This window comes from Streptomyces sp. NPDC093071 (genome assembly GCF_044754545.1).
Taxonomy (GTDB): Bacteria; Actinomycetota; Actinomycetes; order Streptomycetales; family Streptomycetaceae; genus Streptomyces.
The window spans coordinates 63,256-76,186 of sequence record NZ_JBIVPH010000003.1 but is presented as its reverse complement, the minus strand read 5'-3'; the positions used below and the strand labels follow the sequence as shown (position 1 = coordinate 76,186).

The following is a 12,931-nucleotide window of genomic DNA, read 5'->3' as shown; positions in this document are numbered from 1 at the left end:
CATGGATTCCCTCGACCAGCCGCTCGGCGGCGCCGAATTCGCGCCCAAGAAGACCTACCTCAACACCTCCACCTGCGGACTGATGCCCCGCCGGACCGTCGAGGCCGTCACGCTCCTCGCGCGGGAGACCGCCGACGGGCGTCCCGGCGGGTCCGGGAGCTTCGAGATCGTCGACGAGGCCCGGGCGACCTTCGCCCGGCTCGTCGGGGTCGCCCCCGAGCGCGTCGCCGTCGGCAGCTCGGTCGCCGTGCACTGCGGCATGGTCGCCCAGTCGCTGCCCGCCGGGTCCGAGGTCCTCTTCCCCGAGGGCGACTTCTCCTCCGTCATCACCCCCTTCACGGTCCGCGGCGACCTCAAGGTCCGCTTCGCGCCCCTGGAGCGGCTCGCCGCGTCCGTCCGCCCGGAGACCGACCTCGTCGCCTTCTCCGCCGTGCAGTCGGCCGACGGCCGGACGGCCGACCTCGCGGCCGTACGGGAGGCCGCCGCCGCCCACGGCGCCCGCACCCTCCTGGACGCCACCCAGGCCGCCGGCTGGCTGCCGCTGCGCGCGGGGGAGTGGGACTACACGGTCGCCGGCGGCTACAAGTACCTGCTCTGCCCGCGCGGGGCGTCCTTCCTCACCGTCACCGAGGAGGCGCAGGACTCGCTCCTCGCCATCCACGCCAACTGGGTCAACGGCGAGGAGCGGTGGGCCAACAGCTACGGGCCGGTCCGTGAACTCGCCCGCTCCGCCCGCCGGTTCGACGAGCCGATGGCCTTCCTCTCGTACCACGGGGCGGCCCGCTCGCTCGCCCTCCTCGAAGAGATCGGCATCGAGCGGATCGAGGCCCACGACAAGGGGCTGGCGGCCCGCTTCCGCGCCGGGCTCCGCTCCCTCGGGCACGAGCCGGTCGCGGACGACTCGACGGTCGTCGCCGTCCCGGGCCTCGGGGACCGCGCGGACGCCCTGGAGCGGGCCGGCGTCCTGCTCTCGGCCCGCGCGGGCAACCTGCGGGCCTCCTTCCACCTGTACAACACGACGGCGGACGTGGACCGCGCCCTGGACGTCCTCGCGGGCTGAGGGCGGGGCCTCCCGGTCCGGTTCAGCAGACCTCGCGGGCTGAGGACGGGCCCTCCCGGTCCGGCTCAGCAGACCCCCGGCCCCGGCGGGCACTCGCCCGCCTCCTCCGTCTCCTCCCGCAGGTTCTCCGCGACGAGACCGAGCAGCCGGGCCAGCTCCGTGCGGTCGGCCGCGCCGAGCCCGTCGAGCGAGCGCGACTCCAGGTCCTGCCAGGCGTCCTCGACGCCCGCGCGCAGCGCCTGGCCCTTCTCCGTCGCCTCGACCAGGACGGCGCGCCGGTCCGCCGGGTCCGGGCCCCGGCGGACGTGCCCGCACTGTTCGAGCCGCTGGAGCATCTTCGTCACCGTCGACGGGTCCAGGCCCAGGGACTGGATCAGCTCCGACTGCCGGACCGGACCGCAGTCCCACAGACGCATCATCATCAGCTCCTGGCCCGGGTAGAGCCCGAGCTCCCGCAGCCGCCGCCCCATGGCGATCCGGTGCATCCGGGCGACCCGCGCCAGGGACTGGCCGACGGGCCCGCAGCGCGTGGCGGCGGGCGGCGGCTCGGTACAGACGGGGTCGGTTCCGGACATGGTGGCTCCTCGGGACGTCGTCACCCAAAGATTACCTTGGCCGGCCAAGGAATGGGTTACAGTGGCGTCCGGACCAGATGATTGGCCGACCACATAAATCCGATACTTGGTCGACCACATACCTTGTGTGAAGGGACCGCCATGACCACCGCCTTCGACCCGATCGACCTCGCGGGCACCCGGCTCGCCAACCGCATCGCCATGGCCCCCATGACCCGCAGCCGGGCCGAGGGCGAGAGCCGCACCCCCACCGCGCTCGTCGCGGAGTACTACGCCCAGCGCGCCTCCACCGGCCTCATCATCACCGAAGGCGTCCAGCCCACCGCCATCGGCCAGGGCTACCCCAACACCCCCGGCCTGCACACCGCCGAGCAGATCGCCGCCTGGCGCGAGGTCACCGACGCCGTCCACGCCAAGGGCGGCCGGATCTTCGCCCAGCTGATGCATGCCGGCCGGATCAGCCACCCCGAGGTCCTCGGCGGCGGCCTCCACCCCGTCGGCCCCTCCGCCGTGGCCCCGGCCGGAAAGATCTTCGCCGGCACCCTCATCGACTTCGTCGCCCCGCGCGAGCTCACCGCCGAGGAGATAACGGAGACGATCGCCGGCTTCGCCACCGCCGCCCGCAACGCCGTCGAGGCCGGCTTCGACGGCGTCGAGATCCACGGCGCCAACGGCTATCTGATCCAGCAGTTCCTCGCCACCGGCTCCAACCACCGCACCGACGAGTGGGGCGGCCCGGTCGAGAACCGCATCCGCTTCGCCGTCGAGGTCGTCAAGGCCGTCGCCGCCGAGATCGGCCCCGAGCGCACCGGCCTGCGCGTCTCCCCGGCCAACACCTACAACGACATCGCCGAGACCGACACCGACGCGATCTACCCGGCCCTCGTCGCCGCGATCGACCCGGTCGGCATCGCGTACCTGCACGTCACCGAGGCCAAGCCCGAGGTCCGCGAGCTGACCCTCGTCCTGCGCAAGGCGTTCTCCGGCACCTTCGTCCTCAACCCGGCCACCGAGGGCCCGACCGGCCCCGAGGCCCTCGCCCTGATCGAGGACGGCACCGCCGACCTCGTCGCCTACGGCGCCCTCTTCATCGCCAACCCCGACCTGCCCGCCCGCCTGAAGGCCGGCGGCCCGTACAACACCCCGGACCCCGCCACCTTCTTCGGCGGCGACCACCGCGGCTACACGGACTACCCGGCGCTGTAGTCCGCACCGGGTACGGGGAAGGGGGCGGGGTTCCGATGCCGGAACCCCGCCCCCTCCCGTGCGCGGCAACCCCCACGGGTTACGCCCAGGCCTCCGTCACCGCCCGGCGCGCGCCCTCCAGGTCCACCGCCCGGCCCGTCTCCCCGAGCGCCGCGCCCAGTGCCGCGAGCGAGGACTGCACGGCGCCCGGGGTCGCGTCCACCCCGTAGTGGTTCACCCGGATCATCTCCCCGGACAGCGCCCCGCCGCCCGCGATCAGCGGCAGCGACGGATCGGCGGCCAGCGCCTTCGCCACCAGCTCGGCCGCGTTCACGCCCTCCGGGGTGCGCAGCGTCGTCGCCACCGGGGCCGCGTCCTCCGCCTCGTACACGTACGGCTCCAGACCGCCGCCCAGCGCCAGCGCACCCGCGCGGGTCGCGGCCGCCGCCGAGGCGTGCCGCGCCATCAGCGCGTCCAGGCCCTCCGCCTCGATCCGCTCCACACAGGCCTCCAGGGCCAGCATCTCCAGTTGCGCCGGGGCGTGCAGGAGCGTCTTGCGACCGCCGTCGATCCAGCGCTCCTTCCAGTCCAGGAGCGAGAGGTACGAGCGGCGCGGCGCGGCCGGGTTGGCGGCGAACCGCTCCCAGGCCCGCGCGCTCACCGACACCGCGGACACGCCCGCCGGCCCGCCCATCGCCTTCTGCGCGCCGATGATGCACATGTCCACGCCCCACGCGTCCGGCAGCACCGGCTCCGCGCCGATCGACGCCACCGCGTCCAGGTAGAACAGCGCGCCGTGCGCCCGTACGACCTCGCCGATCTCCGCGACCGGGTTGGTGTTGCCGGTCGCCGCCTCCGCGTGCACCAGGGACACGAAGTCGATCTCCGGGTGCTCGGCGAGCGCCCGCTCCACCTGCTCCGCCGTCACCGCCGTGTGGAAGGGAACCTCCAGGTCGACCACGGTCGCCCCGCAGTCCCGCAGCCAGTTCCCGAAGGTCTGCCCGTACGGGCCGGTGACCACGTTCAGCGCGGTCGAACCGGCCCGCGCCCCGCTCCGGATGCACCCTTCGAGCGGCAGCAGCGCCTCGCCCTGGGTGATCACCACGTCCTGCTCCGTGGAGAGCAGCGCGGCCACCCGCCGCTCGATCGACGCGAAGTGCGCGGCGGTCAGCGGGGCCAGGTCCAGGAGCGGGTGCGTCACGGTCACGGTGGTGCCTTCTCGGGTCGGCGGTACGGGCGTGGCCAGCGTACGCCCACCCCTCCCGCGCGCCCTCGTACAGTGCAGGCATGAGCGATCACGAGGTGTTGCACGTCCGGGGGCGGGTGCTCGTCGGCCCGGAGGACGTACGGGACGAACTCTGGTGCGTGGACGGGCAGATCACCTTCGAACGGCCCCCGGGGGAGGCCCTGGAGGTGACGGGCTGGGTGCTGCCCGGACTCGTCGACGCCCACTGCCACGTCGGCCTCGACCGGCACGGGCCCGTCGACGCGGACACCGCCGAGAAGCAGGCCCTCACCGACCGGGACGCCGGGACCCTGCTGATCCGCGACGCGGGTTCGCCCTCCGACACCCGCTGGATCGACGACCGCGAGGACCTGCCGAAGATCATCCGCGCGGGGCGGCACATCGCCCGCACCCGCCGCTACATCCGCAACTACGCCCACGAGATCGAGCCCGCCGACCTCGTCGCGTACGTCGGCCGGGAGGCCCGCAGGGGCGACGGCTGGGTCAAGCTCGTCGGCGACTGGATCGACCGCGAGGCCGGCGACCTCACCGCCTGCTGGCCGCGCCCCGAGGTGGCGGCGGCCATCGCGGAGGCGCACCGGCTCGGCGCCCGGGTCACCGCCCACTGCTTCGCGGAGGACTCGCTCCGCGACCTGGTCGAGGCCGGGATCGACTGCGTCGAGCACGCCACCGGGCTGACCGAGGACACCATTCCGCTCTTCGCGGAGCGGGGCGTCGCCATCGTTCCGACCCTGGTCAACATCGCGACCTTCCCGCACCTCGCGGACGGCGGCCAGGAGAAGTTCCCCCGCTGGTCGGCCCACATGCGACGGCTGCACGCGCGGCGGTACGACACGGTCCGCGCCGCCTACGACGCGGGCGTCCCGGTCTTCGTCGGCACCGACGCGGGCGGCTCCCTCGCCCACGGCCTGGTCGCGGAGGAGGTCGAGGAGCTGACCCGGGCCGGCATCCCGCCGATCGACGCCCTCTCCGCCACCACCTGGGGGGCCAGGGCCTGGCTGGGCCGCCCCGCCCTGGAGGAGGGCGCCCCCGCCGACCTCGTCGTCTACGGCGAGGACCCGCGCGCGGACGTCCGGGTCCTGGCGGCGCCGCGGCGGATCGTCGTCAACGGGCGGATCGCGGGCTGACCGGCCGGCCGCCCTCGGGCCGTCGTCCGGTCAGCGGGACAGGAACGCGAGCCGGGCCCGCTTCTCCGGCAGGAAGACCTCCGGCAGGTCCACCTCCGGCAGCACGACCTCCGGACCCAGCTCGAAACCGGCCCGCACCATCCGGGCGACGGCCTTCTCGTTGGCGGCGTCCGGCTCGACCACGACCCGCGTGCGGTCCTTCAGCGTGAACGCGACGAGCGCCGTGATCAGGCCGCCGGTGAAGCCGGGCTCCGGGGACGCGTTCGGCGCGATGAGGAAGTGCACGCCGACGTCCCCGGGCCGCACCTCGTAACACTCGCTCACCCGGTCGGCCTCGGGGTCGTACGTCTGGAGGAGGGCGACGGGCTCGTCGTCCCTGCTGACCAGGAAGCCGTGGTGGGTGGTGAGCGAGTCCAGGTGCGCGTAGATATCCCGGACCTGCTCGACGGTGGTCCCGTTCATGCCCCAGAAGCGGGACCGTTCCGCGTTGACCCAGCCGTGCAGGAGCGGGGCGTCCCGGTCCGGGTCGACGGGCCTGACGGTGACGGTGCCGAAGCCCTCGACGGTCTGGACGTGCACGGCGGTGGTCATTCCTGCTCCTTGGTGAGGTACTGCCAGTCGGTGGTGACGGGGGCGAGCTCGCCCCGCAGCCACAGCGGGAGTTGGTCCCGGTGGTGGGGGTCGCCCGGCACGCCGGACGCGCCGAACGGGACGACCCAGCCGCTGCGCTCGCGGTCGGCCAGGTCCCAGACGTAGCGGGCGGCCGAGGCGCGCGCGCTCCGGTCGGTCCAGCCGGGCACGCTGGACGTGGAGAGCACGCAGTCGTGGTCCCCGGCGAGCCCCGGCCACCGCGCGTCGTCGTCGGGGTCGGGCAGCGCCTGCCAGGGCGCGAGCCGGTGGGTGGCGCCCCAGGCGGCGGGCGGCTCCCCGGCCGCGACCTCCTCCAGCGCTTCGCGCACGATCCGGTCGACGTCCCCGGCGGGCACGGGACCGGCCGTGAGCAGGGTCTCCAGGGCGAAGGCGACGCGCGGCCCGAGGGCCAGCCAGGGCCGGAACAGTTCGGGGTACGGGGCGGGGTCGCGCAGCGCCGCGAAGGCCTCGTGCCCGGCGAGGCGGCGGACGACCGCGCCCCGGACGGCCGCGTACAGACCGGCGCCGGTGCTCTCCGCGTCCATCCGCCGGTCCCAGGCGAGCAGCCGCTCCCGTACGGCCGAGGCGCCGGGGGAGAGGTCCCCGTCCGCGCGCCCGACCGCCGCGAGGAGACGGGCCGCCGAGGGGTTGTCGGTGTCCCGGTGGACGGCGGTGGTCGTCTCCGGGGTCCAGTCGGCCGAGGCGCCGAGCAGCGCGTCGATCCGGTCCGCCCGGTGCGGCGGCGCGAACTCGACGCCCAGCGGCGCGGCCAGGCCCCGGGCGTTGGCCATCACGGCGTGGCCCCGGACCTCGGCGCGGGGCAGCGGGGCGGGGGCGTCCGCCCAGGCGTGCGCCGGATCCCAGGCGGGCACGATCCGCAGCGAGTTGGCCCGGTCCCGTGCGGGGACGTGGCCGGCGACCCGGTGCAGCAGCCCGCCCCGCGTGTCGGCGGCCTGGACCACGTTCACCGGCTCGACCCAGCCGTCGAGGGCCGCGTCCACGTCCCCCACGGTCCGCGCCCGCAGCAGCGCGGGCAACACCCCGAACCCGAGCTCCTCGGTGACCCGGGGCGGACAGCGCAGCGCGAGCACCTCCCAACCGCCGCCGTGACCGTCCGGGACGCTGCCGACCGGCCCGTCCTCCAGTACTCTGCCGCCCGTCCCGTCCACCGGCGCACCCGCCGCCGGGCTGTCGCCCGCCGTCCGGGCGTCGGCCGGGGAGTTGCCGACCGGAGTCCCGGCTTCCGGGGCGCCGTTCGCCGGAGCTCCGGTCTCCGGGGTGCCGTCGGCGGGGCCGCCCGTCTCCGGTTCCTCCTCCACGCCCACGATCACCGGGCCCCGGTCCGTCTCGATCACCTCGATCGCGACCAGGTCCCCGCCCGCGACCTCGATCGTCTCCGTGTGGGTCGTCGCCGGGCGCCAGCCCTCGGGGCCGAGGGCCTCCACGGCCCCGCCGGGGAGCCGTCGCAGCCGTTCCCGGTAGACGTCCTGGTAGTCCGCCATCGCGTTGGTGATGGCCCAGGCCACCGACCCGGTGTGGCCGAAGTGGGCGAGGCCGGGGACGCCCGGCACGGCGAGGCCGACCACGTCGTACGCGGGGCAGGCGAGCCGGATCTGCTGGTAGACGCCCGGCGCCTCGATGAACCGGTGCGGGTCGCCGGCCACCAGGGCCGCCCCGCTCGCGGTCCGCTCGCCCGCGACCACCCAGCCGTTGGAGCCCGCGGTGCCCGGACCGTCCGTCGCGAACAGCTCCGTCCACTCCTCGCCGAGCCGCCGCGCGACCTCCTCCCGCCACAGCTTGGTGGGGAAACCCGCGAAGAGGATGTGGGTCGAGAGCCAGACGGCGAGCGGCGTCCACGGCTCCCAGCGGCCAGGCGCGAGACCGGTCTCCGCGAACTCGGGCGCGCGCCGGGCCCCCTCCGCCAGACCGTCGTTGACCCCGTCCACGTACGCGCGCACCCACGCGGCCGTCGGCGCGTCCGTGCGCTCCAGGCGCGCGAAGCAGCGGCGGGCGGTGTCCGCGAGCCGGACCCGCCGGGCGAAGACGTCCCAGCCGAGCTCGGCGGCGCCCAGGAACGCGGCCGAGGTCCCCCGGGCCCGGTGCCGCTCCACCTCCAGCTGCCAGGCGCGGTCACGGGCGGTGACCCGCCCCTGGGCGAAGGCGAGTTCGTCCGGGTCCCCGGCCCGCAGATGCGGGACGCCCCAGGCGTCCCGGTAGACCTCGATGCTCACGGAGAAACCGCTCCCGTCCCTGCTCTTCCGCAAATTCTTAGGTTAGGCTGACCTAAATTAATCTACAGTAACCAAAGGGGAGGGGATCACGGTGGGTCACGGCTGGCAGGGCGCCGTTCTCAAGCTGATGCGCGGTAAGGACTTCACGTTCACCGTGACGGGCGCCGAGCAGGTCACCGAGGACTACCGGCGGGTGCACTTCACGGACGGCGGCCTCCTCGCCGCCGCCGGGGTCCACCCGACGATGTGGGTCCGCGTCTGGTTCGACAACGGCGGCAAGCCGCACCAGCGCGCCTACACCCTCGTCGACCCGGACGTGGAGGCCGGCACGTTCAGCCTGGAGTTCGCGCTCCACGACGGGGTCGCGAGCCGCTGGGCCCGGGACTGCGCCGCCGGCGACACCGTCGAGGCCACCCTCCAGGGCACCGGCTTCGAGGCCCCCGACCCGCTGCCCGGGCGCCTGCTCGTGGTCGGCGACGCGGCCTCCCTGCCCGCGGTCAACTCCCTGCTCGACGCCTTCCCGGACCTCCCGGCCACCGTCTGGTTCGAGACCCAGCACGCCTCCGACGACGAGCTGCCGTTCCGCGTCGACCCCGAGCGGCACGACCTGCGCCGGGTGCCCCGCGAGAAGGGCGGCGCCGCGCTCGTCGCCCGCGTGAAGGCCGAGCTGCCCGCGCTCGCCGACCCCGCCTCGTACGTCTGGATCGCCTGCGACACCGCGACCACCCGCGCCCTCGGCGGATACGCGCGCAAGGAGCTGGCGCTGCCCAAGGAGCGCGTCCACGCCCTCGGGTACTGGCGAGAGGGCTGAACGCACCGGGTTGACGATCCGTTACCCCGGAGCGGAACCGGTCGTTCACACCCCTGCCCGCACCCCGCCCGCCGTTCTCGCCCGCCCCCGCACCCGCCCTTTCGTGCGAAACACGTGGGGCGAGCGAGAACGGTTGTAGCGAAAAGAATCGAAAAGGAAAACGGAAACCCCCCTTTGGAGTGAACTGGCTCCAGGTGACTGTTGGTTCACTCTCCGTGCGTAAAGATTCCGGTGTCCCAAGTCGCCGGGACCGCGCCGAACCACCGTCCCCGTGGTGAGCGGCCGGCGACGCCATGTCTCCTGTGGGGGTTCCACCACCTTGAACAGCAACACCTTCTCCCTGCCCGTACGCCGTTCCGCGGCCGCCGCGACCGTCGCCGCCCTGGTCGTCGGCCCCGTGCTCCTCGCGGCCCCCGCGGCGCACGCCACGGGCGGCGAAGGACGCGCCACCGCCGTCGTCCTGCGGACCGGCCTCGACGTCTCCCTCCTCGGCAAGACCGTGAACGTGCCGGTCCGCGCCTCCCTCAACGAGGTCAAGGCGCCGCAGAGCGAGAACGAGACCGCGCTCTCCGTGAAGGTGCAGGGGGCCGAGAACGGCGAGCCGGTCGACATCCTCAAGGCCGACGTCGCCACCTCCGAGGCCACGGTGGACGAGGAGAAGGCCGAGGGGCACGTAAACCTCGTCAAGGCGCGCGTGCACGTCCCCGGCCTCCCGCTGCTCTCCCTGATCGAGGTCGAGAAGGTCACCTCCAAGGCGCTGTGCGAGGCGGGGAAGCGGCCGGTCGCCGAGTCCAACGTCCTCGGCCACGTGACCGTCCTCGGGAAGAAGACCACCCTCTCCGCAGGCGGCCGCACCCAGGTCACCGTGCCCGGCGTCGGCGAGGTCACCCTCGACCTCTCCCGCACCTCCACGACCTCCCGCACCGCCGCGGCGACCGCCCTCGAACTCAAGGTGAAGGTCAACCCGCTGGACCTGGGCGTCGCCAAGGTCGACGGCACCGTCACCCTGGCCGAGGCGACCTGCGAGACGCCGAAGGGCACCGAGCCGACGGAGAAGCCGACCGCGAAGCCCACGGAGAAGCCCACCGCGAAGCCGACGGAGCGGCCCACCGAACGGCCCTCCGAGCAGCCGACCCAGGCGCCCTCCGCCGAGCCGAGCGACGACGGCGGCCTCACCACCAACAACGGCACCACCCCCACCCAGAACCTCGCCGAGACCGGCGGCAGCTCCAGCACCCCGTACATCGCGGCCGGGGCCCTCGCCCTCGTCGTGGCGGGCGGCGGCGCGCTCGCGCTGACCCGCTCACGGGCCCGCTCGCGCGGCTGACGGCCCGAGGGGGAGGCGCCGGGGGGCGCGGGAAAAGAGGAAACGGCGGGGCCCGGGGAGGGCGGCGGTGACGACACCGCCCTCCCCCGGGCCTTCGCCCGTTCCCGGGAGAACCCGAATGCCTCGGACGACCCTGAAGGCCCCCGCCCGTTCCCGGGAGCGAGCGGGCCCCTCAGCCCCCCATCAACAGCGCCTGGTCCAGCGCCTGGAGGAAGCGGTTCGTCGTCGCACGGTCCCGGACCGCGAGCCGCAGCCAGTTCCGGTCGAGCCCCGGGAACGTGTCGCCCCGGCGGGCCGCGAAGCCCAGTGACCGCAGCCGCTCCCGCACCGCGTCCGCCCCGTCGATCCGTACGAGCACGAAGGGCGCCTCGGCCCCCGCCACCGTCCGCACCTCGTCGAACTCGGCCAGCCCGGCGAGCAGATGGGCCCGCTCCATCCCGATCCGGTGCGCCGCGTGCTCGGCCTCCGCGAGCGCCGCCCGCGACATGCAGGCCTCCGCCGCCACCAGGGCGGGCGTCGACACCGGCCACAGCGGCTGCGCCCGCTCCAGGGCCGCGACCGTCTCGGGCCCGGCGAGCACGTACCCGATCCGCAGCCCGGCCAGGCCCCAGGTCTTGGTGAGGCTCCGCAGCACCACAAGGCCCGGCAGGTCCGTCCGCCCGGCGAGCGACTCCCGCTCGCCCGGCACCGCGTCCATGAAGGCTTCGTCCACCACCAGGGTCCGCCCCGGCCGGGCGAGCGCGGCGATCGAGGCGGCCGGGTGCAGCACGGAGGTCGGATTGGTGGGGTTCCCGATCACCACCAGGTCCGCGTCCTCCGGGACCGCCGCCGGATCCAGCCGGAAGCCGTCCTCCTCGCGCAGCAGCACCCGGTCCACCGCGTGCCCCGCGTCGCGCAGCGCCGCCTCCGGCTCGGTGAACTGCGGGTGCACCACCACCGGCCGCCGCGCCGGCAGCGCCCGCGCGAGCAGCACGAAGGCCTCCGCCGCGCCGGCCGTGAGCAGCACCCGGTTCGGGGACAGGTCGTGCCGCTCGGCGACCGCCGCCCGCGCGACCCGGCCGTCGGGATAGGCGGCGAGACCGGTCAGGGAGTCGGCGATGCGTCTGCGCAGCCAGTCCGGAGGGGTGTCCGTCCGGACGTTGACCGCCAGGTCGATGAGTTTCTCGTCCCTGACCTCGGCGTCACCGTGGTGGCGAAGGTCGTGGGCGTCGGTATGCGTGTGCATGTCCATGGCCGCCGTCGTGTGGGGGGTGGGGATGGTGGGGGGTGAGCCAGGCTCGCCAGCGATGTACCCGTGAGTTCGGGGCAACAACCGCGCGCCCGGGGCGTCTTCGCGTGGCCGAACCGGGACGGAAGCGGCGAGAGCGCACGTTACGCGCCGGGTTTTCCGCTTCGGCACGAGCAGCACGCCCCGCGCGCGTGCCACGACCTCCGCCACTCCGCCCCCGCCCGCCCCGGCGCCTCCGCCCGCCCCGGCAACCCCGCCTGCCCCCGTGCCCGCACTCGCCCCGGCACCGGCCCCGGCCCCGGCCCCGGCATCCGCCTCGGCACTCGCACTCACCCCGGCCCCGGCCCCGGACCGGGCACTCGCACTCGCCCCGGCACCCGCACTCGCACCCGCCCTGACACCGGCCCGGCCACCCGCACCCGCCCGGCCACCCGCACCCGCCCCCGTCCCCCCGCCCGCCGCGAGCAGCGCCGCCGCCTCCGCCACCGAGGCCGTGCCCGTCGCCGCCAGGGGCCGCGCGGACGGGTGCGGTACGGACACGGCCGCCAACTCCCCGGCCGCGAAACCCCGCACCGGCACGCCGAGTACCGCCGCCACCCCCGCGATCCCCGGCTCCGCCGCCCGCGCGTCCAGCGTGGCGACGGACCGGACGGCCGTACGCGCCAGCCCCGCCTCCGCCAGGACCGTGTCCACGAGGGCCAGCACCTCGTCCACCGGAACGCCCGACCGGGCGCCCACACCGAGGTGCGCGGACGCCTCCCCATCCGATAGCAAAGCCCCATGGCTGTGGTCGTCGCGCTCGGCGCGTTCCTCATGACGCTCTTCGGAGGATGGGTCGCCGGGCGCGTCACCGACCGGCGTCACCTCGTCCTCGGACTCGCCGGCGGGCTCATGCTCGGCGTCGTCGGACTCGACCTCCTGCCCGAGGCCCTGGAGGCCGCCGGGGACGAGGTGTTCGGCGTCCCGGAGGCCCTGCTGCTCTTCGTCGGCGGCTTCCTCTTCGCCCACGTCGTGGAGCGCCTGCTCGCCGTACGCCGGGCCGCGCACGGGGTCTCGGCCGGCGAGAGGGTGCCGCAGGTCGGCATGACGGCCGCCGCCGCGATGGTCGGCCACAGCCTCATGGACGGCATCGCGCTCGGCGCCGCCTTCCAGGTCGGCGGCGGCATGGGCGCCACCGTCGCCCTCGCCGTCATCACCCACGACTTCGCCGACGGCTTCAACACGTACACGATCACGAGCCTCTACGGGAACGCGCGCCGCAAGGCCCTCGCGATGCTCGTCGCGGACGCCGTCGCCCCGGTCCTCGGTGCCGCCTCCACTCTGCTGTTCACCCTTCCGGAGGAACTTCTCGGCGGCTATCTCGGCTTCTTCGGCGGCGCCCTGCTCTACCTCGCCGCCGCCGAGATCCTGCCGGAGGCCCACCACGACCACCCGGCCCGCTCCACCCTGCTGTGCACGGTGGCGGGCGTCGGCTTCATCTGGCTGGTGGTCGGGGCCTCCGGCGGCTGACC

Annotated in this window: 11 protein-coding genes; 6 read left to right on the top strand and 5 right to left on the bottom strand. The window is 74.9% G+C overall.

All coding sequences use genetic code 11. The annotated features are described in order from the left end of the window. The first annotated feature begins 1 nt into the window (after nt 1). The gene (locus ACIQD7_RS11685; RefSeq protein WP_402441439.1) at nt 2-1,060 is read left to right on the top strand and encodes an aminotransferase class V-fold PLP-dependent enzyme; all 1,059 of its coding nucleotides are present in this window, start codon (nt 2-4) and stop codon (nt 1,058-1,060) included. A gap of 65 nt (nt 1,061-1,125) precedes the next feature. Here ACIQD7_RS11685 and ACIQD7_RS11680 read toward each other — a convergent pair whose 3' ends face one another. Beyond that, nucleotides 1,126-1,635: a MarR family winged helix-turn-helix transcriptional regulator gene (locus ACIQD7_RS11680; protein ID WP_402441438.1), complete on the bottom strand. Its 510-nt coding sequence runs from the start codon at nt 1,633-1,635 to the stop codon at nt 1,126-1,128. Nucleotides 1,636-1,776: 141 nt separating this feature from the next. Here ACIQD7_RS11680 and ACIQD7_RS11675 point away from each other — a divergent pair, with 141 nt between their 5' ends. Continuing rightward, the gene (locus ACIQD7_RS11675; protein ID WP_402441437.1) at nt 1,777-2,841 is read left to right on the top strand and encodes an alkene reductase; all 1,065 of its coding nucleotides are present in this window, start codon (nt 1,777-1,779) and stop codon (nt 2,839-2,841) included. Nucleotides 2,842-2,920: 79 nt separating this feature from the next. Here the strand turns inward: ACIQD7_RS11675 and ACIQD7_RS11670 are convergent, their stop codons facing one another. Continuing rightward, a complete protein-coding gene (locus tag ACIQD7_RS11670; protein ID WP_402442324.1) occupies nt 2,921-4,021 on the bottom strand; it encodes a pyridoxal-phosphate-dependent aminotransferase family protein in 1,101 nt (366 codons plus the stop codon). Between the two features lie 86 nt (nt 4,022-4,107). Between ACIQD7_RS11670 and ACIQD7_RS11665 the strand changes: the two genes are divergently transcribed. Beyond that, nucleotides 4,108-5,193, top strand: a complete 1,086-nt coding sequence (locus ACIQD7_RS11665; RefSeq protein WP_402441436.1) for an amidohydrolase family protein — start codon at nt 4,108-4,110, stop codon at nt 5,191-5,193. Nucleotides 5,194-5,223: 30 nt separating this feature from the next. Here ACIQD7_RS11665 and ACIQD7_RS11660 read toward each other — a convergent pair whose 3' ends face one another. Both ACIQD7_RS11660 and ACIQD7_RS11655 read right to left on the bottom strand, forming a co-directional pair. Further along, nucleotides 5,224-5,784: a GNAT family N-acetyltransferase gene (locus ACIQD7_RS11660; protein WP_402441435.1), complete on the bottom strand. Its 561-nt coding sequence runs from the start codon at nt 5,782-5,784 to the stop codon at nt 5,224-5,226. Continuing rightward, nucleotides 5,781-8,054 (bottom strand): penicillin acylase family protein, encoded by a 2,274-nt coding sequence (locus tag ACIQD7_RS11655; protein ID WP_402441434.1) that lies wholly within the window; start codon nt 8,052-8,054, stop codon nt 5,781-5,783. Before ACIQD7_RS11655 ends, ACIQD7_RS11660 begins: the two co-directional genes overlap by 4 nt. A gap of 91 nt (nt 8,055-8,145) precedes the next feature. Here ACIQD7_RS11655 and ACIQD7_RS11650 point away from each other — a divergent pair, with 91 nt between their 5' ends. Next, entirely contained in the window at nt 8,146-8,865 is a 720-nt protein-coding gene (locus ACIQD7_RS11650) for a siderophore-interacting protein (RefSeq protein ID WP_161372996.1), read from the top strand. 319 nt (nt 8,866-9,184) lie between these two features. After that, nucleotides 9,185-10,192 (top strand): SCO1860 family LAETG-anchored protein, encoded by a 1,008-nt coding sequence (locus tag ACIQD7_RS11645; RefSeq protein WP_402441433.1) that lies wholly within the window; start codon nt 9,185-9,187, stop codon nt 10,190-10,192. A gap of 172 nt (nt 10,193-10,364) precedes the next feature. Here the strand turns inward: ACIQD7_RS11645 and cobC are convergent, their stop codons facing one another. After that, nucleotides 10,365-12,158 (bottom strand): Rv2231c family pyridoxal phosphate-dependent protein CobC, encoded by a 1,794-nt coding sequence (gene cobC / locus ACIQD7_RS11640; protein WP_402442322.1) that lies wholly within the window; start codon nt 12,156-12,158, stop codon nt 10,365-10,367. Between the two features lie 42 nt (nt 12,159-12,200). Between cobC and ACIQD7_RS11635 the strand changes: the two genes are divergently transcribed. Then, complete coding sequence (locus ACIQD7_RS11635) at nt 12,201-12,929, top strand: ZIP family metal transporter (protein WP_121833951.1); 729 nt, start codon at nt 12,201-12,203, stop codon at nt 12,927-12,929. Nucleotides 12,930-12,931: the final 2 nt, after the last annotated feature.